The 19,900-nt window shown below is 64.0% G+C and carries 16 protein-coding genes; 15 read left to right on the forward strand and 1 reads right to left on the reverse strand.

What is annotated here, in order from left to right; genetic code table 11:
* The first annotated feature begins 58 nt into the window (after window positions 1-58).
* From F8N96_RS01925 to F8N96_RS01950, 6 genes are all read left to right on the forward strand, one after another.
* On the forward strand, window positions 59-1,492 hold the full coding sequence (locus tag F8N96_RS01925; RefSeq protein ID WP_150796331.1) for a coniferyl aldehyde dehydrogenase: 1,434 nt from the start codon (window positions 59-61) through the stop codon (window positions 1,490-1,492).
* 52 nt (window positions 1,493-1,544) lie between these two features.
* Window positions 1,545-3,116 (forward strand): amidase, encoded by a 1,572-nt coding sequence (locus F8N96_RS01930; protein ID WP_224789492.1) that lies wholly within the window; start codon window positions 1,545-1,547, stop codon window positions 3,114-3,116.
* 186 nt (window positions 3,117-3,302) lie between these two features.
* Window positions 3,303-5,012, forward strand: a complete 1,710-nt coding sequence (locus F8N96_RS01935; RefSeq protein ID WP_150796333.1) for an FAD-binding protein — start codon at window positions 3,303-3,305, stop codon at window positions 5,010-5,012.
* An 8-nt stretch (window positions 5,013-5,020) separates the two neighbouring features.
* Window positions 5,021-6,718 (forward strand): FAD-binding protein, encoded by a 1,698-nt coding sequence (locus F8N96_RS01940; protein ID WP_150796334.1) that lies wholly within the window; start codon window positions 5,021-5,023, stop codon window positions 6,716-6,718.
* Complete coding sequence (locus tag F8N96_RS01945) at window positions 6,715-7,497, forward strand: SDR family oxidoreductase (RefSeq protein ID WP_150796335.1); 783 nt, start codon at window positions 6,715-6,717, stop codon at window positions 7,495-7,497. Before F8N96_RS01940 ends, F8N96_RS01945 begins: the two co-directional genes overlap by 4 nt.
* A 560-nt stretch (window positions 7,498-8,057) precedes the next feature.
* Window positions 8,058-8,405, forward strand: coding sequence for a DUF6124 family protein (locus tag F8N96_RS01950; protein ID WP_064677285.1), 348 nt, complete (start codon window positions 8,058-8,060; stop codon window positions 8,403-8,405).
* A 111-nt stretch (window positions 8,406-8,516) separates the two neighbouring features.
* Here F8N96_RS01950 and F8N96_RS01955 read toward each other — a convergent pair whose 3' ends face one another.
* A complete protein-coding gene (locus tag F8N96_RS01955; RefSeq protein WP_128872442.1) occupies window positions 8,517-9,302 on the reverse strand; it encodes an enoyl-CoA hydratase in 786 nt (261 codons plus the stop codon).
* Window positions 9,303-9,443: 141 nt separating this feature from the next.
* Between F8N96_RS01955 and F8N96_RS01960 the strand changes: the two genes are divergently transcribed.
* The 9 genes from F8N96_RS01960 (at window position 9,444) to F8N96_RS02000 (ending at window position 19,813) form a co-directional block, all read left to right on the forward strand.
* The gene (locus F8N96_RS01960) at window positions 9,444-10,229 is read left to right on the forward strand and encodes an SDR family oxidoreductase (RefSeq protein ID WP_150796336.1); all 786 of its coding nucleotides are present in this window, start codon (window positions 9,444-9,446) and stop codon (window positions 10,227-10,229) included.
* Between the two features lie 56 nt (window positions 10,230-10,285).
* A complete protein-coding gene (locus F8N96_RS01965; RefSeq protein ID WP_150796337.1) occupies window positions 10,286-11,269 on the forward strand; it encodes a bifunctional MaoC family dehydratase N-terminal/OB-fold nucleic acid binding domain-containing protein in 984 nt (327 codons plus the stop codon).
* A 12-nt stretch (window positions 11,270-11,281) separates the two neighbouring features.
* Window positions 11,282-12,415 (forward strand): acyl-CoA dehydrogenase family protein, encoded by a 1,134-nt coding sequence (locus F8N96_RS01970; RefSeq protein ID WP_150796338.1) that lies wholly within the window; start codon window positions 11,282-11,284, stop codon window positions 12,413-12,415.
* The gene (locus F8N96_RS01975) at window positions 12,387-12,806 is read left to right on the forward strand and encodes a MaoC family dehydratase (RefSeq protein ID WP_064677290.1); all 420 of its coding nucleotides are present in this window, start codon (window positions 12,387-12,389) and stop codon (window positions 12,804-12,806) included. The genes F8N96_RS01970 and F8N96_RS01975 overlap by 29 nt, the downstream gene beginning before the upstream one ends.
* A gap of 17 nt (window positions 12,807-12,823) precedes the next feature.
* A complete protein-coding gene (locus F8N96_RS01980) occupies window positions 12,824-14,002 on the forward strand; it encodes a lipid-transfer protein (protein ID WP_150764588.1) in 1,179 nt (392 codons plus the stop codon).
* Window positions 14,003-14,012: 10 nt separating this feature from the next.
* A complete protein-coding gene (locus F8N96_RS01985; protein ID WP_150796339.1) occupies window positions 14,013-15,182 on the forward strand; it encodes an acyl-CoA dehydrogenase family protein in 1,170 nt (389 codons plus the stop codon).
* Window positions 15,183-15,247: 65 nt separating this feature from the next.
* On the forward strand, window positions 15,248-16,453 hold the full coding sequence (locus F8N96_RS01990) for an acyl-CoA dehydrogenase family protein (RefSeq protein ID WP_150796340.1): 1,206 nt from the start codon (window positions 15,248-15,250) through the stop codon (window positions 16,451-16,453).
* A complete protein-coding gene (locus F8N96_RS01995; RefSeq protein ID WP_150796341.1) occupies window positions 16,450-17,592 on the forward strand; it encodes an acyl-CoA dehydrogenase family protein in 1,143 nt (380 codons plus the stop codon). The genes F8N96_RS01990 and F8N96_RS01995 overlap by 4 nt, the downstream gene beginning before the upstream one ends.
* A 538-nt stretch (window positions 17,593-18,130) precedes the next feature.
* Entirely contained in the window at window positions 18,131-19,813 is a 1,683-nt protein-coding gene (locus F8N96_RS02000) for a class I adenylate-forming enzyme family protein (RefSeq protein ID WP_150796342.1), read from the forward strand.
* The last annotated feature ends 87 nt before the right edge of the window (window positions 19,814-19,900 follow it).

Genomic DNA, 19,900 nt, shown 5'->3' on the forward strand with positions numbered 1-19,900 from the left:
GCGGCAAGCGCATCGGGCGCTTCCCGGCCATGGGGCCAGTTCCAGCAAGGGGACACGAATGAGTTCATTCACATCATCCGTCCAAGGGCTCACCAGTCTGTTATCCCGGCAAAAAAGCGCATTCGCCAGCGCCGGTTTGGTGAGCGCCGACACCCGCCGACGCCGACTCCAGCAAGTCATCGATCTGTTGGTCCGCCACCATGGCGCGTTGACCGAGGCGATCGACCTGGATTTCGGCGGTCGGCCTGCCGGTTTCTCGTTGATGAATGACGTGCTGGGCGCCCTGGCCTCGCTCAAATATGCGCGTGACCATCTGCAGGACTGGATGCAGGATGATCCGCGTGCGCCTTTTGCGCCTTACGATCAGCTCGGCGCCAAGGCGTGGGTGATGCACCAACCCAAGGGCACGGTGGGCATTCTCGGTACCTGGAACGCGCCTTTGTTTACCCTGTTCAGCCCCTTGGCCTCGGTGCTGGCCGCGGGCAACCGGGCCATCCTCAAACCGTCGGACGTGGTACCACGGACGGCCGAGTTGGTGGCGCGGCTGTTCGCTGAACACCTCGACCCGCTGGAGGTCGGCGTCGTCACCGGCGACGTGGAGCTGGCCGAAGCCTTCAGCGCCCAACCGTTTGACCACCTGGTGTACACCGGCAGTACCGCGACGGGGCGGCTGGTCATGCGCAACGCCGCACAGAACCTGGTACCGGTGACGCTGGAGCTGGGAGGCAAGTCGCCGGTCATCGTCTCCGGCAGCGCCGACCTCAAAAAAGCCGCTTTCAGCATCGCCGTGGGGAAAGCCTGCAATGGCGGGCAAATCTGCATCAATCCGGATCTGGTGTATGTGCCCAAGGCACTGCTTGAACCCTTCCTTGAAGCCCTGCGCGCCACCTACAGCGAACTCAATCCATCGGTGGCCGGCAACCCGGACGTGGTGGCGGTGGTCAACCAGCGGCACCTGGACCGGGTCGAAGGTTACGTGCTGGACGCCCAGGCCCGCGGCGCACGCGTCGAGTGCCTGCCCGAACCCCTGGCGCCGAATGCCGAGGACCGGCGCCGGCCCCTGCGCGTGGTGGTCGACCCGGCGCCGGACAGTGTGATCATGCGTGAAGAAATCTTCGGCCCCGCCATGGTCGTGCTCACCTATGAACACCTCGACCAGGTCATTGACGATATCAATGGTCGTCCACGCCCGCTGGCGCTGTATTACTTCGGCAAAGACCCCGAACAGCAGCGCTACGTGCTCGAGCGCACCGTGTCCGGCGGGGTGACCGTCAACGATGTGATGATGCACGCGGCGATGCACGATGCGCCGTTTGGCGGTGTCGGCGCCTCGGGCATGGGCCATTACCATGGTCACGAAGGGTTTCTCGAGTTCAGCCACCAGCGCACGGTGTTCAAGGCGCCGGAGCATGACCCGCGCCGCGAATGGGGGCTCTTGCCGCCGTATGGCGAACACTTTTTGGCGGCCATGCTGGCCAGCGTGACCTCATGACAATAATCGACAGGGCGCGACAATCGCTATGAAAACCAACGAACACCAACCGATGACTGCCTCGACAACCACCTTGTCCAACGAGCCGCCGACCGGCTGGCCGCGGCGCAGTGTGCTCAAGGCGGGCGCCCTGGTCGCGGGTATAGGATTGCTGGGACGTTTTGCCGATGCCCGTGCGGCGGGTCTGTCGGCCAGTGACTACCAAGGGCTGGACGCCTGGGCCATGGGTCAGGCAATTCGCAGCGGCGAGCTGCAGTCCGAAGACCTGCTGGCGGCGGCGCTAGCTCGCTGCCAGGCGGTGAATCCCCGGGTCAAGGCGGTGAACATGCTGCACGAGGCCTACGCCCGCACGCTGTTGGCCCAGCGCCGTTCCGCCGGTACCGAAACCCAAGGGGCACTGGCCGGCGTGCCGGTGTTGATCAAAGACCTCAATACTTACCTGGAGGGCACCTCGACCAGCAATGGTTGCCGGCTGTTCAAGGACGCGCCGCCAGCGGCCCGGACCAGCACCCTGATCAGCCGTTACGAGCGAGCTGGCGCCGTGCCCTTCGGCAAGACGACCTGTCCCGAGTTTGGCTTGACCACCACCACTGAATCCATGCTGTGGGGGCAGACGTGCAACCCGTGGAACCTGGCCATGAGCGCGGGTGGTTCCTCTGGCGGCGCGGCAGCGGCCGTGGCCGCCGGGATCGTGCCTGTGGCCCATGCCACCGACGGTGGCGGCTCGATCCGCATTCCTGCCTCGTATTGCGGCCTGGTGGGGCTCAAGCCCAGCCGTTATCGCACGCCGAGCGGGCCGGCGCATTTCGAGGGCTGGTTTGGCGCCAGCGTCGGCAATGTGGTCTCGCGCACCGTGCGCGATACCGCGCTGTTTCTCGATGCCGGCCAGGGCCATGAAGCGGGCAGTGCGTACTGGATCCCGCCGTTGGTACGGCCGTATGTTGAAGAATTGCAGCGCGAGCCGGGCAAGTTGCGTGTCGCCGTGGTACGCCAGTCATTGACCGGCGCGGCGCTGGAGCCGGCGATTGCCGCCACGCTGGAGCAGACCATCAAGCAATTGATGGGACTGGGGCATGAAGTCGAAGAACTGACGCTGAACATCGATCCACGCCAACTGTTCGGGGCTCATGGCACGGTGATCGGCACCGCCTTGCGCACCGCGATTCGCGACCGCGAACAGGTGTTGGGGCGCGCTGCCACGGCGCAGGACTTGGAGAAAATCACCCTGGTCAACCTGGAACGCGCCCAGGCCACCACGGGTGAAGGCCTGTATCGCGCCCGTCAGTCATTCGAAAGTATTGGCGCAACCATGGAGCAGCCGTTCGAACGCTTCGACGTGATCCTGTCGCCGGTCACCGCCAACCTGACACCGCAACTGGGCCTGCTGACGCTGGATCAATCCTGGGACAGCTATGCCCACCACGCCATGGGCAGCGCCGGCTTCACCGTGCTGGCCAACGTCAGCGGCCAACCGGCGATCTCGCTGCCGTTGGGCCAGAGTGATAGCGGCCTGCCGGTGGGCATGATGTTCACCGCCCGCCTGGGAGGTGAAGACGGTCTGCTGCGCCTGGCCAGTCAACTGGAGCAGGATCGGCCCTGGGCCGCCAGACGCGCCGTCCTCTGACAGCACTTGCCTGGCCCTTTCGGCCGGTTGTTCCAGCTTTTATGAGCAACTGGCATCGGGCCGGGTTTCTAGTCCGCTTTGACGATGAGCCCGGCCAGTGCAGCCCCGATCATGGGATGCACTCCGCCAGCGTTCCCACAGCGTCGTCGGCGGTTATCTCTGACCTCAGCTAATGGCATAACAACAATGACGGCTCAAGTTCAGTCTCAGACCCACTACGATGTGATTGTCGTTGGTTCGGGCGCAGGTGCAATGACGTCGGCGGTGTTCCTCGCCGATCACGGTTTCAGTGTGCTGATCGTGGAAAAAAGCGACAAGTACGGCGGCACCTCGGCGATCTCCGGCGGCGGTATCTGGATCCCCAACAACCACTATTTCGCCAAGCTGAACGGCAACGACACGTACGAAACAGCCTTGCGTTATCTGCAAGCCGCGGCGGGCGAACATGTCGATGAAACCCGGCTGCGCACCTATCTGGACAATGCGCCGAAGATGATCGAAGAGCTTACCCAGACCAGTCGGGTACGCTACGCGGTGGCCGCCAAATACCCCGACTATTACCCGCACCTGCCGGGCGCGCTGCCCGGCGGCAGAACCCTGGATCCGGAGTTCTTCGATACCAGCCTGTTGGGCGACGAACTGGACAACCTGCGTAAACCTTCGCCGTCGACCTTGCTCATGGGCTGCATCGCCTGGACCGCCCGCGATGCGCACAAGGTCATGGCGCGTGGTTTTGGCTGGCGCCTGCTGATCATGGGCCTGATGCTGCGTTACAAACTCGATTTCAAATGGCGCCGCAAAAGCAAGATCGACCGCCGGGCGTCCCTGGGCAGCTCGCTGGTGGCATCGCTGCGGCGCTCGCTGATGGACCGCAACGTGCCGCTCTGGCTCAACACCGATTTTGCCGGCTTGCTCACCAAGGACGGCCGGGTCAGCGGCGTCAGCGTGCGGCGTAACGGAGCCGAGGTGCAACTGCACGCGCGCCACGGGGTGATCCTGGCGTCCGGTGGTTTTGAACAGAACCAGGCCCTGCGTGAAAAATACTTGCCGCAACCGACCCGCATGGCCTGGAGTGCGACCCCTCCGGGGAACAATACCGGTGCTGCGCTGGAGGCCGGGCTGGCTCAGGGGGCGGCCACCGCATTGATGGATTGGGCCTGGTGGGCGCCGACCATCGCCGTGCCGGGCGAGGAAAAACCCCGGGGGATCTTCGCCGAGCGCGCGTTCCCTGGCGCCATCGTGGTCAACAGCCTGGGCCGGCGCTTCGTCAACGAGGCCGCGCCGTATCTGGAGTTCGTCGATGCGATGTACCGTGACAACGGGCTCACGGGGGGCAAGTCGGTGCCGGCCTGGGTGATTTTCGATGGCCATTTCCGTTTCAACTACGCGATGGGGCCGTTGATGCCGGGCCAGATCATGCCCGACAGCCGCTTGCGCAAGGAATGGCTGAACACCCTGTACTGGAAGGACGACACCCTGGCCGGGCTGGCCAGACAGATCGGCGTCGATGCCGCCGGTCTCGAAGCCACCGTGGTCAAGGTCAACGAGTATGCGCGCACGGGCAAGGATCCGGACTTCGGGCGCGGCGGCAACGTATTCGACCGTTATTACGGCGACAGCAATATCAAGCCCAACCCGTGCCTGGCGCCATTGCGCAAAGGCTCGTACTACGCCATGCGTCTTGATGCCGGGGACATCGGCACCAAGGGCGGCCTGCTGACCAACGAACATGCGCAAGTGGTCCGCGAGGACGGCGCCGCCATCGCTGGCCTGTACGCGATCGGCAACTGCTCGGCATCGGTGATGGGCACCAGCTATCCAGGCGCGGGCGGCACCCTGGGGCCGGCGATGACCTTCGCCTATGTCGCCGCCAACCACTTGGCCAGCCAGCGATAGGAGGGTGTATGGCGACGTTCGATGACAGTTTCTGCACGCCGATCCAGACACCTTTGCAAGTCGCCGACAGCAGCGCGTTGCTGTGGGACGAGCACTGCGATGTATTGATTATCGGGTGGGGCGCGGCCGGTGCCTGCTCGGCGCTGGAGGCCCGCGCCCTGGGTGCCGATGTCTTGATTGCCGACCGATTCACCGGTGGCGGTGCCAGTGCCAAGAGTGGCGGGGTGGTCTACGCCGGTGGCGGTACCCGCCATCAGCAGGCGGCAGGGTTCAGCGACACGCCCGAAGCCATGTTTGACTACCTCAAGCACGAAACACAAAACGTGATCAGCGACGACACCCTGCGGCGCTTCTGCGCCGACAGCGTCAGCAACCTCGACTGGCTGGAAAGCCACGGTGCGCCCTATGGCCACCAGATGCCACCGGGCGGCAAGACTTCGTACCCGCCTGACGGTTATTTTCTCTATTACTCCGGCAACGAACTGGTGCCGCAGCATGGCGGGCCACTGCCGCCGGCACCACGGGGCCATCGCACCGTGGGCAAAGGCCAGTGCGGCGCGGTGCTGTATGCACATCTCAAGGACGCGTGCCTGCGCGCCGGGGCCCGGCCGTTGCTACAGGCGGCAGCCAAACGCCTGGTGGTTGATGCGCAGGGGCGGGTGGTGGGTGCCGAGATGTGGTGCATCACGCCCGGCACCCCGCAAGCGCAGTTGCATGCGCGCCTGGCCGCTCGCGCCGAGCGTTTGCAGAATTTCGCCGCGGGTTACTGCAACAAGCTGCGTCAGCGGATCGGCCAGCTCGAACGGGACTTCGCCCGGCCACGGCTCGTTCACGCCCGCAACGGCGTCATCCTCAGTACCGGCGGTTTCATTTTCAATCGCGAACTGATCAAACGGCACGCGCCGAAATTCGAGCGTAACTTCAAAGTCGGTGCCACAGGCTGTGACGGCAGCGGCCTGCGCCTGGGGACCAGCGTCGGTGGTCAGGGCGCTGCACTGGAGCGTGTTTCGGCCTGGCGCTTTATCAACCCGCCGTACAGTTGGCACAAGGGCATCGTCGTCAATCGCGAAGGTCGGCGTTTCTGCAACGAAGAAGTCTATGGCGCCACCCTGGGCCAACCCTTGATGGAAGAGCAGGGTGGCAAAGCCTGGCTGGTGCTGGATGCGCCGTTGCGCAAGAAAGCCATCCGCGAGGCATTGTTTGGCGGTTATTGGTGGTTTCAAAGCTTGCCCGCCCTGGTGCTGATGCTGTTCAAGGTGCGCAAGGGCCAGCACCTGAGCCAATTGGCCACAAACACCGGGATGAATCCGGCGGCGCTGCGCGAATCGGTACTGGCGGCCAACGCAGCAGCCCGTGGCGAGGCGCCCGAGCCTTTCGGCAAGTCGCCGGGCGGGCGTCAAGTGCTCGATCAGGGGCCGTTTTATGCCTGCGACATTTCCGTGACCAATCCGGTCTTCCCACTGGGTGCCTTGACCCTCGGCGGGTTGCGCGTGGACGAGGGCAACGGCGCCGTGCTCGACGGGCAGGGCCAGGCGATACCCGGCCTGTATGCCGCGGGGCGCACCGCGCTGGGCATTCCTTCGCACCTCTACATCAGCGGTTTATCCCTGGCGGACTGCGTGTTCTCCGGGCGTCGTGCCGGAGCGGCCGCGGCCCGGTTCATGGATCAACAGTTGCAGCCGACCCTCGCACAAGAGACGACATGATGACGAGCAACCACAACAACAAAGCCGGCCGGGTTCACGGCAAGATCGCGCTGGTCACCGGCGGCGCCAAGGGGATCGGCGCTGCCAGCGTGCGGGTGCTGGCGGCCGAAGGGGCCCAGGTGCTGATCAGCGACCTGGACGTCGAGGCAGGCCAGGCACTGGCGGCTGAAATCGGGCCGGCTGCAGCCTTTATCCGCCACGACGTCAGCAGTGAAGACGCATGGCGCCAGGTCATCGACCATGTGCGCGAGCGCTACGGTCGTCTGGATATCCTGGTCAACAATGCCGGCATCCTGATCGCCGGCTCGATTGAAGAAACCAGTCTGCAGGCGTGGCAAAAGGTGATGCGGGTGAATGCCGACAGTGTGTTTCTGGGCTGTCGCGAAGGCATCGCGCTGATGAAGGGCAGCGGTGGTTCGATCATCAACCTGTCGTCCGTCGCGGCCCTGGCCGGGCGTGACGACTACCTGGCTTACAGCGCCTCCAAGGGCGCGGTGGCGGCATTGTCGCGTTCGGTGGCGGCGCTTTGCCGGCGGCGCAGATACCGCATCCGCTGCAACACGCTGCACCCGGATGGCGTGCTCACCGACATGACCCGTGGCAGCCTCCCCGAAGGCGTCGACCCGGACCGCATGACCATCGACAGCGACCCGATGAACCGCATGTGCCGGCCCGAGGACGTGGCGGCCAGCGTACTGTTCCTGGCCAGCGATGAAGCCCGGGCGATCAATGGTGTCGAGTTGCGCATTGATAGCGGGCAGATGGTGATGAGTATCTAGCGGCCGTTGCCACCCAATCCACCGCGCCCCGCCCTGTAGGAGCCAGGCTTGCCGGCGAAGAACGATAGGACGCGTCCGTAGGAGCGAGGCTTGCCCGCGAAGAACGATAACGCGGTCACACAGACAGACCGCAGCGTGCAAACGCTCGCAAGCTTTACGAAGTCGGTCGAGGTGGAAATAGGGCGTTTCTGATGGATGTGTAGGACGCTTCCGGGTGTTTGTAAGAAAGCCCTCACGTCACTTCCCGAAGGCCACAGCACCTTGCGTCGTTGCCTACGGTTACGCCAGAATCCGCCGGCTTGTGCGCCCAGGGGCTACTCGGTAACTTGATTCGCGTCACTGATGGTCAGTGATCGGGTTTAGTAGCCCGGCCAAGGTTAAAGCGGTCGCATGAGCATCATCAGTCAGGTAACTGCCTGCACTTGATGGCAGCTGTGCGCATGGCGTCCTCGGGCGCGCCGGTTTTTGCTTTCCCTTGCCGGTCTACTAACTTGCGCACAGCTGCCACCCTTTCGTGTAGTAGCGAGATGGTGCGGCCCAGCTAATTAAGGGAAGCACTCATGATTAAGCCAACACCAAACCCGCCGGACACCGATCCGGCAACGCCCTCAGAAACCATCGACTCCAACAATTCCCACCCACCATCCGAACGCATTCCCTCTGCCGCCGACATCCAGGCCACTCCGCGCAAGCTTTGCACCATGTTCATCGTCAACCCGGAACTCGATACCGAAACCCTGCTGGCCCACGCCTGTGAGTCGCTGGCTTCGGCCAATGTCATGGCGCTGGATCTGGCGGATCATATGGCAGGGACGAGTCGCAACGCCCTGTTGGGGATTGCCCAGGTCATCATGCTGGGTGAGCTGGCGGTGAACCGGGCGCTGGATCGGATTGATCGGGCTGAATAGGAGATCAAAAGATCCCCGTAGGAGCCAGGCTTGCCGGCGAAGGCGATTTCAAATACGCCTTCGCCGGCAAGCCTGGCTCCTTCGGGGATCAACGTTTTCGTTCGGGAGATGTTAATACCCCTCGAACTGCGCCGGGCGTTTGTCGATGAACGCCTGCATGCCTTCCTTCTGATCCCGTGAGGCGAACAACAATGCATTGGCCTTGCGCTCCAGGGCCAGGCCGGCTTCCAGTGGCGCGTCCATGCCCGCCAGGATCACTTCCTTGATCTGCTCGGCGGCCAGGGCTGGCATGGCGGCGATGACGCGCGCCAGCTCCAGGGCGTGGGCTTGCACCTGGTCATCGTCGACCAGGTCGCTGATCAGTCCGGCGACCCAGGCTTCCTCGGCGCTGATCGGTTGGCCGGTGAGCGCCATGCGCATCGCCTTGACCTTGCCCACCGCGCGCACCAGCCGCTGGGTGCCACCGATGCCGGGCATGATGCCGATGCGGATTTCCGGTTGGCAGAAGCGCGCGCTGCGCCCGGCGACGATCAGGTCGGCGTGCATCGCCAGTTCACAGCCTCCGCCATAGGCATAACCGCAAATTGCCGCAATCACCGGTTTCGGACAGTGCTGGATCGGCCCCCAGACCCGCTCGGTGTGGCGCTTGTAGATATCGATGGCGCCGACCCCGGCCATGCTGTTGATGTCGCCACCGGCGGCGAACACCTTGTCTCCCCCTGTCAGCACGATGCAACGCACCTCGGGGTCGATCGCAAGCTCACTGAAATAACGCGACAGCAGCGCCTGCAATTCCAGGCTCAAGGCGTTGGTCGCCTGGGGGCGGTTGAGCCGCAGCAGGGCCACGCCGGGCAGTGGACGTTCGAGCAGAACCGGTGCAGCGGATGAGTCGGACATGAGCATTCTCGAAGACCTGACAACGTGTAAATGGCCACCAGTGTCCTGTTCAGGCGGTTGGATTTTCATCGTCCGTTCAGACGTAGTTTGGCCCGCGGTTCGCCCCTAGAGTGACCCTTGTCAGTAGAAAAGGAGCACATGATGGAGCTGCATTCGGGTCTTGATTACAGCGGCAAGGTGGTGCTGGTCACCGGTGGCACCAAGGGCATCGGCGCCGGTATCGCACTGGGGTTCCTGGCCGCGAACGCACGGGTGATCGTCTGTGCCCGGCGCGAACCTGAACAGGTGCCGGCGCAGGGTGGCAAGCGCGCGACCTTTATCGCCGCCGATGTGCGTGACCACGATTCCCTGCAACGCCTGTTCGCCACCATCGAGCGCGACTTCGGGCGCCTCGACGTGGTGGTCAACAACGCCGGCGGCAGCCCTTCCGCCGACGCCGCCACGGCGTCGCCCAGGTTTCATGAAAGCATCATCGGTCTGAACCTGATCGCGCCGCTCAACGTCGCCCAGCACGCCAACCGGCTGATGCAGGCACAGGCGCAGGGCGGTTGCATCGTCTTTATCGGCAGCATCAGTGCGCTGCGCTCCTCGCCAGGCACCGCCGCTTACGGCGCGGCCAAGGCCGGGGTGCTGGCGCTGGTGCAATCGCTGGCGGTGGAGTGGGGGCCCAAGGTGCGGGTGGTCACGGTCAGCCCGGGGCTGGTACAGACCGAGCAGTCGCATCTGCACTACGGCTCCGAGGCCGGGATCGCCGCCGTCGCGGCCGGCATTCCGGCCGCACGCATGGCGGTGGCCGAAGACATCGCCAACGCCTGTCTCTACATCGCATCGCCGCTGGCCAGTTACGCCAGCGGTTGCAACCTGTTGCTGCATGGCGGTGGTGAACGCCCGGCATTTCTCGGTGCCGCGCAGGTTCTGCCCACCTGATCGACCTATTGCGGCGACCGGGTTCGGTGGCCGCCTTCAATGTGAAGGAGACGACTTTGGCTGATCCACAATTGCTATCCAATGTGCGCGCCCTGGTGGGGCGCCAGTACGGCCGCGTGTATGCCTGGGACGAGGTCAATGCCCCGATGATTCGCCAGTGGTGCGAAGTCATGGGCGTGGACAACCCGCTATACACCGACGCGGGCTTTGCCTTGGGCACCGTCCATGAGGGCCTGATCGCTCCGCCTGCGATGTTGCAGGTGTGGACCATGGAAGGCCTGCACGCCAACAACTATCCGCCTGGCTCCACCGACGAGAACCCTTACGAGGTGCTCAAGGAAATGGAAGCCTACGGCTATGCCTCCACCGTGGCGGTGAACTCCGAGCTGAGCTTCACCCGCCCGGTGCGCCTGGGCGAAAAGCTCTACTACACCACGCGCCTGGACTCGGTTGGCGATGAAAAAACCACCGCCCTGGGCACTGGTTTCTTCGTCACCCTGGTCATGAGCCATTTCGTCGAAAAGCCAGGAGGAAAAGAGCCCGGCGACGACGAGCCGGTGGGCCAGTTGCTGTTTCGCGTGTTCAAGTTCCGCGCGGCCAATGCCCAGGCGCCTGCCAAAGTCGAGTCGGCACCGGTCAAGCCCAAGCGTCCGTTGCCGGGCATCAGCGACGACACGCGGTTCTTCTGGGAAGGCTGCGAGAAGGGCCAGTTGCTGATCCAGCGCTGCACCGCGTGCCAAACCCTGCGCCATCCACCGGCCCCGGTGTGCATCCAGTGCCACAGCTTCGACTGGGACACCTTGCAGGCCAGCGGCCGCGCCAGCCTGTACTCGTTCGTGGTGATGCACTACCCCGAGGTGCCGCCGTTCGATTACCCCAACCCGATCGGCCTGATCGAGCTGGAGGAGGGCGTACGCCTGATTGCCGGCCTGGTCGGTATCGAGCGCGAGCAACTGCAGATCGGCCAGCGCTTGCAGGTCGAGTTCCAGACCTTCGATGACCAGTTGACGCTGCCTTTGTTTCGGCCGGTAGACGCGTAGGAGCCATTCACCATGGATTTCGAATTAAGTGAAGACCAGCGCGCCATTGCGCAAATGGCCGACAGCCTGTTTGTCGACCATTGCCATGACGACTACATGCGCCAATGGGACACCAGTGGCGAACCGATGATGGCGCCGCTGTGGAAGCTATGCATCGAGACCGGGCTGCAGGCCTTGGCCATTCCCGAAGAACACGGCGGCAGCGGCCTGGGCATGACCGAGCTGATGCTGGTGTTGCAGGCTCAGGGCAAGGCCCTGGCCCAGGTGCCGTTGTGGCGCCATCAACTGGCGGCCGCGACCCTGGCCCGTTTTGACGCCAGCGACAGTGCGGGATGGGTCGCCAAGGCGGCGTCCGGCGAGGCGCTGTTGAGCCTGTCCGTCGATGCGTTGAGCAGTGCGCTGGGCATTGAGCTGCAAGCGCAGGCGACTGATGGGGGCTGGTCGATCAATGGCCGGGTCGCGGCCCTGTCCCTGGGTGATCAAGCCCAGGCCGCACTGGTATTGGCGCAGGTCGACGGCCAACCGCGCTTGCTGCTGTTGGACCTGTCAGCGCCCGAAATCCAACGGGTGTCGGCGGTATTGACCCACGGTGAAGCGGTGGCCGACCTGTACATCGAAGGCTTGACCGTGAGCGGCGCAGCGCTGCTGCCGGCCGAGGCCGTCGCCTGGCTGGAGCTGCGCAGCATGGCGGCGCTGGCTGCCCTGCAACTGGGGGTCAGCGAAGAGCAGATCCGCCGCACCGTGGCCTATGTCAGCGAGCGCCGGCAGTTCGAGCGCAGCATCGGCAGCTTTCAGGCGGTGCAGATGAGCATGGCCGACACCCATATCGCCGTCGAAGCCTTGCGCACAGTGCTGTGGCAACTGGCCTACCGCATCGATGCCGGCTTGCTGGCGCCCTCCGAAGCCCTGGCCACCGCGTGGATGGCCTGTGAAGCGGGGCACCGCATCGGCCATGTCGCGCAACACGTGCATGGCGGCATCGGCGTCGACCTGACGTACCCGATCCACCGTTTTCTCTACTGGAGCCGCGGCCTCTGCCTTGCCCTGGGTGGTTCGGCGGCAAACCTGGAACGCCTGGGCGACTGGCTCAACGATAACGACAAGCTGGGATGGAAATATGACCTCGAAGAACACCAAGCGCTTTGAAGACGTGCGCCCCGGCGAAGTACTGCCGGAGCTTGCCGTCCCAATCACGGTGACCCTGATCAACGGTGGCGCGATTGCCACCCGTGATTACTTCCCCGGCCACCACGACGCAGAGGCGGCCCGTGCCTTGGGTTCGCCCCACGTGTTCATGAACATCCTCACCACCAATGGGTTGGTGCAGCGGTTCATCGAGCAGTGGGCCGGGCCGCTGGCGCAATTCACCGCGCTGAAAATCAAGCTCGGCGCACCGAACTACCCCGGCGACTGCATGACCTTCAGCGGCAGCGTCACCGGCGTCGATGCGCACACCCGCTCGGTGGAAATCACCTTGAGCGGCAAAAATTCCATGGGCAACCACGTGACCGGCACGGTCGCGCTGGTCCTGCCCTGACAGCCGGAGAGACACAGATGACTGATTCATCGATTTCCGGGCGTGCCGCGATCGTTGGTCTAGGCGCAACCGAATTTTCCAAGAACTCCGGACGCACCGAATTGCGCCTGGCCCTGGAGGCCACCTTGAGTGCCCTCAAGGATGCCGGCATCGACCCGAGCGAGGTCGAGGGTTTCAGTTCCTATTCCGTGGACAAGGTCCCGGAATACGAAATTGCCCGTTTGCTCGGTTGCAAGGACGTGAAGTTTTTTTCGCAAGTACCCCACGGTGGCGGCGCGGCTTGCGGGCCGGTGATGCACGCGGCCATGGCCGTGGCGACCGGGATGGCGAAAGTGGTGGTGGTCTATCGCGCCATGAACGAACGCTCCTGGTATCGCTTCGGTACCGGTAACTACGGCTTCGCTTCGGCGCCGACCTTCGACAACGTCAACTACGGCTGGTACATGCCCCACGGCTTCCATACGCCGGCAGCCTGGGTCGGCATGTTCGCCCAGCGCTACATGCACACCTATGGCGCCACCAGCGAAGACTTCGGCCGGATCGCAGTGGCGGCGCGGGATTTTGCCGCCACCAACCCCCAGGCGTTTTTCCACGGTAAGCCGATCACCCTGGAAGAACACCAGGCCTCGCGCTGGATCTGCGAACCGCTGCACCTGCTCGATTGCTGCCAGGAATCCGATGGCGCCGTGGCGATGGTCATCACCTCGGCCGAGCGCGCCCGTGACCTGCGGCAGAAACCGGTGACGATCAAGGCCGGCTCCCAAGGCATCAGTCATGGTCAGCAGAGCATGACCTCGTTCTACCGCGACGACATCACCGGGTTGCCGGAGATGGGTGTGGTCGCCCGCGAGCTGTATCGCCAGTCGGGCCTGGGCCCGGAGTCTTTCCAGACTGCCGTGATCTACGACCACTTCACCCCCTTCGTATTACCGCAGCTTGAAGAGTTCGGTTTTGCCAAGCGCGGCGAAGCCAAGGAATTCATCCGCGCCGGGCACCACGCCCGTGGCGGCAAACTGCCGATCAACACCCATGGCGGGCAATTGGGCGAAGCCTACATCCACGGCATGAACGGCATCGCCGAAGCGGTTCGCCAGGTGCGTGGCACCGCGGTCAATCAGGTGGCGGATGTGCAGAACGTGCTGGTCACCGCCGGCACCGGCGTACCCACCAGCGGCCTGATTCTCGGCACAGCCTAAGGAGCAGCAGATGTTCGTCGACCTCACTCCCGAACAACATGCCCTGCGCCACAAGGTGCGGGACTATTTCCAGGCCCTGATGACCCCGGACTTGCGCGAGCAGTTGCGCGGCAAGGAAGGCGGCGAGCTGTTTCGCCAGACCATCCGCCAGATGGGGCGCGACGGCTGGCTGGCGGTCGGCTGGCCCAAGGCCCATGGCGGTCAGGGCTATGCGGCCACCGAACAGTTGATCTTCTTCGAAGAAGCCAACATTGCCGGAGCACCGCTGCCGTTCGTGACCATCAGCACCGTCGGCCCGGCCTTGATGGCCCATGGCAGCGAGCTGCAGAAAGAGCGTTTTCTGCCAGGGATCGCCGCGGGCGAAATCATGTTCGCCATCGGTTATTCCGAACCCGACGCCGGCAGCGATCTGGCGGTGTTGAAAACCAGTGCCCGCCAGGACGATGAAGGCTTCGTGGTCAATGGCAACAAGCTGTGGACGTCGGGTGCCGAATCGGCCGACTTCGTCTGGCTGGCGGCCCGCACCGATCCGACCCAGGCGCGGCATAAGGGCATTTCGCTGCTGATCGTCGACACCACGACGCCGGGCTTCTCCCACACCCTGATTCCTACTACCAGCATTCCCACCACGGCCACCTACTACGACAACGTGCGGGTGCCCAGCGAGATGCTGGTGGGTCAGTTGCACGGCGGCTGGAAGCTGATCACCTCGCAACTGAACCACGAACGCCTCGGCCTGGGCACCTGGTCGGACAAGGTGGTGGCGCTGTTTCGCCGGGTTTACCTGTGGGCGCGGGCCCGCGACGAGCAGGGCCGTCGGGCGATGGACAAGGCCTGGGTGCGCAGTTCGCTGGCCGAGTGTTATGCACGCCTGGAAGCGATGCGCCTGATCAACATGCGCATCGCCGCCGACCTGGAGCACGAGCGCATGAACGTCGCGCTGAGTTCGACCACCAAGGTCTTCGGCTCCGAGTCGGCGATCGAGATCCTGCGCAAGCTGGCGGCGATCGTCGGCGCCAATGGTTCGATGCGCAGCGGCTCGGCGGCGACGCTGTTGCAGGGTGAACTGGAATTTGAATTGCGCTCTGCCCCGACCCTGACCTTTGGTGGCGGCACCAATGAAATCCAGCGCGAGCTGATCGCCCAGTTTGGCCTCGGCATGCCGCGTACCCAACGCTGAAGCTCGTCCATCAACAACAAAAACCGTACTCGCCCCGAATCCGGGGCGAGTCGAAGGGGACTTTCATGAGCACTATCGAGCAATTTCGGCAGGACACCCGTGCCTGGCTGGAGGCCAATTGCCCGCTGTCGATGCGCACCGGCATGGCAGAAGGCGATGTGGTGTGGGGCAGTCAGAACCCGCAATTTCCCTGTGAAGACGCACGCCTGTGGTTCGAACGCATGCGCGACAAGCGCTGGTTCTGTCCCGAGTGGCCGGAGGAATATGGCGGCGCGGGCCTGAGTGACGAACAACTGTCGGTGCTGGAAAGCGAGATGCGTCGCATCAAGTGCCGCCCACCGCAAATCAACCTGGGCATCTGGATGCTCGGGCCAGTGTTGCTGGCGTTCGGCAGCGATGCGCAGAAACGCGATCTGTTGCCGCCGATCGCCCACGGTGAAGTGCGCTGGTGCCAGGGCTTTTCCGAGCCGAACGCCGGTTCGGACCTGGCCAGCCTGAAGATGGCCGCGCGTGATGCCGGCGATCACTTCGTGGTGGATGGCAGCAAGATCTGGACCTCCTACGGCGACAAATCCGACTGGATGTATGCCCTGGTGCGCACCGACTTCAGCGCGCCTAAACACGAAGGCATCAGCCTGATCGTGCTGGACATGCGTAGCCCTGGCGTCACGCCGAAGCCGATCGATCTGATCAGCGGCAAATCGGCGTTCTGCCAGGTGTTCTTCGATGGGGTGAAGGTGCCCAAGAGCCAGTTGATCGGGCCATTGAACGGCGGCTGGAACCTGGCCAAGTACCTGTTGCAGCACGAGCGCAAGGCGATGTCGAAATTCGGCGAGTTCAGCCTGCCGTCGCACTTCGATCTTCTGGCCTTGATGCGTGAATACGTGCCGGCGCCACAGACCATGAGTGAACACGCATTGCAGGCGCGGGCCACGGCCTGTGCGATGAACGAGCATGCCTACAACCTGACCGTGCAGCGCATGGGTGAAGAGGCGCGGGCCGGTGATGACATCGGCGGCCTGATGTCGATCATGAAGCTGGTGCACACCGAACAGGAGCGCGACAAGTTCGAAGTGCTGCTCGACGCCATGGCCGGGCATGCCTTCGGCTGGGAGAGCGCGGCATTCAGCGAGCAGCAACTGGCGGTGACCCGTTCCTGGTTGAACAGCTATGCGCTGACCATTTCCGGCGGGGCCTCGGAGATCCAACTGAATGTCATCGCCAAGCGCGTACTGGGCTTGCCCGACGCTAAAAAAGGAGTCACCCCATGAGCCTGCGTTATAGCGATGAACAGCGTTTGCTGGCCGACAGCGCACGGGACTTTCTCGCCGCCCGCAGCCCGGTCAGCGCCCAGCGTCGACTGCGTGATGACGCAGTGGACCTGGGCTTCGATGCACCGCTGTGGCGGGACGCGGTCGAGCTGGGCTGGAGCGCGATTCCGTTTCCCGAAGACTTCGGCGGCCTGGATTTCGGCTGCATGGGCCTGGGACCGATCTTCGAAGCCATGGGCCGCAACCTGTCGGCCTCGCCGCTGTTATCCAGCGTAGTGCTCGGCGGTTCGCTGTTGCATCTGGCGGGCAATTCGGCGCAACAGACGCACTGGTTGCAAGCGGTGATCGGCGGCGAACAGCGCCTGGTCCTGGCCGTGGATGAACGCTCGCGCCATGACCCGAGCCGCATTGCCCTTGAGGCGAGAGCCGAGGGCCAGGGCTATCGCTTGCATGGCGATAAGTACTGGGTCGTCGATGGGCTGGGCGCCGATGCCTATGTGGTGGCGGCGCGCACGTCCGGGCAGCCGGGCGACACGCAAGGCATCAGCCTGTTCCTGGTACCCGCCAATACGCAGGGTTTGACCGTCAGTGCCTTGGCGCTGATCGATTCGCGCAACAGCGCACGCCTGCAACTGGATCAGGTGCAATTGGGCAGCGACGCGCTGCTGGGCACCCTGGACGAGGGCTGGACGGCGCTGGAAACCGCACTGGACCGGGGCCGCACCTGCCTGGCCGCGGAGCTGTTGGGGATGGCCGAGCAACTGTTCGAGACCACCCTGGAGTACCTCAAGACCCGTGTGCAGTTCGACACGCCGATTGGCACCTTCCAGGTCCTGCAACATCGCGCCGCGCAGATGTACATCGACCTGGCGCTGAGCCGCAGCGCCCTGATGGCCGCGCTGGCGACCCTGGATGATGCCAGCCACGATGCCCGCGCGCGCGCTCGCCTGGTCAGCCTGGCGAAATGGAAGGCCGGCGATACGGCAATCAAGGTGGCCAACGAGGCGGTGCAGATGCACGGCGGCATTGGTGTCACCGATGAGCTGGATGTCGGCCTGTATCTCAAGCGTGTTCGCGTTGCACAGGGCTGCCTGGGTGACCGGGATTTCCATTGTGAACGCTATTTGGCCCACCCGTAGGAGCCAGGCTTGCCGGCGAACGGGACGCCACGGTGTGTCTGTTGAACCGCGTCATCGTTCTTCGCTGTAGGAGCCAGGCTTGCCGGCGAACCAGGCGACGCGGTGTAACTGTTGCACCGCGTCATCGTTCTTCGCCTGTAGGAGCCAGGCTTGCCGGCGAACCAGGCGACGCGGTGTAACTGTTGCACCGCGTCATCGTTCTTCGCGGGCAAGCCTCGCTCCTACAGGTGAACGGGACGCCACGGTGTAACTGCCGCACCGCGTCATCGTTCTTCGCCTGTAGGAGCCAGGCTTGCCGGCGAACCAGGCGACGCGGTGTAACTGTTGCACCGCGTCATCGTTCTTCGCGGGCAAGCCTCGCTCCTACAGGTGAACGGGACGCCACGGTGTAACTGCCGCACCGCGTCATCGTTCTTCGCCTGTAGGAGCCAGGCTTGCCGGCGAACCAGGCGACGCGGTGTAACTGTTGCACCGCGTCATCATTCTTCGCGGGCAAGCCTCGCTCCTACAGGTTTTTCGCTGTTCTGGAGATACACAAATGAGCATTGAACGCTGGCAAACCGCGTGGCGACAATTGATCGCCCCCGGTGCGCCGTTTGAAGTGGTGACGCCCGATGACGGCGCGCCACGCTATTTCCGTCACGCTGCGCACAACCTGCTGCAGGTGCTCGACGCGGGTCGTGTCCACGGCGATCGTGAGTTCCTGGTCTGGCAATCGCAGCGCCTGACCTTCAATCAATATTACGATCAGGTTGACCGCCTCGCCGAGCAGATGGTCGCTCGTTTTGGCCTGCAACCGGGCGAGCGGGTGGCGATTGCCATGCGCAACCAGCCGGCGTGGCTGGTGGCCTTCGCCGCGATCCTGCGTTGTGGCGCGGTGTGTGTACCGCTCAACAGTTGGGGGCTGCGCGACGAGTTGCAGTACGCGCTGCAGGACAGCGGTTCGCGCCTGCTGCTGTGCGACGAAGCGCGCCTCGATACCTTGCGCGCAGATCTGGCCCGTGAGCAGCACGCCACGATTGTCGTCGGGAGCCAGGAAGAAACGTTGCCCGAGTACTGCCTGCGTTTCGAAGACTTGATCAGCGCGCCGGCATTACCGTTGCCTGCGCTGCAAATCGACCCCGACGCACCAGCACTGATCCTCTACACCTCCGGCACCACCAGTCGCGCCAAGGGTGCAGTGTCCACTCACCGGGCCATCTGCCAGGCACTGTTCGCACTGGATTTCCAGGGCGCGTTTTGCGCCATGAGTTCACCGGAACGCATCGGCGTAGTGATCAACAGCGGCTTCGCGCCAACCACGCTGGCGGCTGTTCCGCTGTTCCATGTCAGCGGCTTGCATGCGCAGTTCCTGTCGGCATTGCGCGGCGGTCGGCGCTTGATGCTGATGTACAAGTGGGATGTCGAACGGGCCATCGACCTGATTCGCGATGAGCGCTGCACCCAGTTCAACGGGGCACCGGTGATGATGCAGCAACTGCTCGCTTCGCCACGCTTTGGCAGTGAGCAGACCGCCAGCCTGTTTGGCTTGGGGTTGGGCGGTGGAGCTTCGTCCGCCGGGGTGCTCGACAACATGCTCAAGCTCAAGCCCGACGCCATTGGCGGCGCCGGCTACGGCCTGACCGAAAGCAACGGCATCGGTGCGGCGATTGGTGGCGATCAGTTTGTGTACAAGCCGGCAACGGCGGGCTGGGCGCTGCCGATCGTCGACATTCGCATCGGTGACAGCCCTGACCAGCCGCAGTTGGCGAACACCCGCGGGGTGATCTGGCTGCGTTCGCCGACCCTGATGAGCGCCTATTGGAACCTGCCCGAGGCTACCTCGCAAAGCCTGCGCGACGGTTGGCTCGACACCGGCGATATCGGCTACCTCGACGACGAGGGCTTCCTCAGCATCACCGGGCGGGTCAAGGAGTTGATCAACCGCGGTGGCGAGAAGATTTCTGCGGCTGAAATCGAAACCTGCATCCTCGATATGCCCGGCGTTCTGGAGGCCGCGGCATTCGCCATCGCCGACCCGTTGCTGGGTGAGACGGTGGGGCTGGCCGTGCATGGCCAGGCTTCGACGTTGCCTCAGGAGGCGCAAGTCTGCGCATTCATCGCCGAGCGCCTGGCCGCCTACAAGGTGCCGACGCAGGTCTATCGGGCACTCGAGCCCTTGCCCCGCAATGCCACCGGCAAGGTGCTCAAGGCACAACTGCAAGAAAAGTTGGGCGCATAACGCCTGCTTAGTCTTTCCGGACGATGTCGGGGCCGGCAGAACAGGGACAAATGGGTCCATACCACACAGCCTTATCAGCGAAGGAGG

It is taken from the genome of Pseudomonas fluorescens (assembly GCF_902497855.1).
Classification (GTDB): Bacteria; Pseudomonadota; Gammaproteobacteria; order Pseudomonadales; family Pseudomonadaceae; genus Aquipseudomonas; species Aquipseudomonas fluorescens_BI.

Excerpts from the sequence above, each read along its gene's own strand:
- F8N96_RS01925 (WP_150796331.1), top strand. The coding sequence starts at position 59 with ATGAGTTCATTCACATCATCCGTCCAAGGGCTCACCAGTCTGTTATCC.
- F8N96_RS01930 (WP_224789492.1), top strand. The coding sequence starts at position 1,545 with ATGACTGCCTCGACAACCACCTTGTCCAACGAGCCGCCGACCGGCTGG.
- F8N96_RS01935 (WP_150796333.1), top strand. The coding sequence starts at position 3,303 with ATGACGGCTCAAGTTCAGTCTCAGACCCACTACGATGTGATTGTCGTT.
- F8N96_RS01940 (WP_150796334.1), top strand. The coding sequence starts at position 5,021 with ATGGCGACGTTCGATGACAGTTTCTGCACGCCGATCCAGACACCTTTG.
- F8N96_RS01945 (WP_150796335.1), top strand. The coding sequence starts at position 6,715 with ATGATGACGAGCAACCACAACAACAAAGCCGGCCGGGTTCACGGCAAG.
- F8N96_RS01950 (WP_064677285.1), top strand. The coding sequence starts at position 8,058 with ATGATTAAGCCAACACCAAACCCGCCGGACACCGATCCGGCAACGCCC.
- F8N96_RS01955 (WP_128872442.1), bottom strand. The coding sequence starts at position 9,302 with ATGTCCGACTCATCCGCTGCACCGGTTCTGCTCGAACGTCCACTGCCC.
- F8N96_RS01960 (WP_150796336.1), top strand. The coding sequence starts at position 9,444 with ATGGAGCTGCATTCGGGTCTTGATTACAGCGGCAAGGTGGTGCTGGTC.
- F8N96_RS01970 (WP_150796338.1), top strand. The coding sequence starts at position 11,282 with ATGGATTTCGAATTAAGTGAAGACCAGCGCGCCATTGCGCAAATGGCC.
- F8N96_RS01975 (WP_064677290.1), top strand. The coding sequence starts at position 12,387 with ATGACCTCGAAGAACACCAAGCGCTTTGAAGACGTGCGCCCCGGCGAA.
- F8N96_RS01980 (WP_150764588.1), top strand. The coding sequence starts at position 12,824 with ATGACTGATTCATCGATTTCCGGGCGTGCCGCGATCGTTGGTCTAGGC.
- F8N96_RS01985 (WP_150796339.1), top strand. The coding sequence starts at position 14,013 with ATGTTCGTCGACCTCACTCCCGAACAACATGCCCTGCGCCACAAGGTG.
- F8N96_RS01990 (WP_150796340.1), top strand. The coding sequence starts at position 15,248 with ATGAGCACTATCGAGCAATTTCGGCAGGACACCCGTGCCTGGCTGGAG.
- F8N96_RS01995 (WP_150796341.1), top strand. The coding sequence starts at position 16,450 with ATGAGCCTGCGTTATAGCGATGAACAGCGTTTGCTGGCCGACAGCGCA.
- F8N96_RS02000 (WP_150796342.1), top strand. The coding sequence starts at position 18,131 with ATGAGCATTGAACGCTGGCAAACCGCGTGGCGACAATTGATCGCCCCC.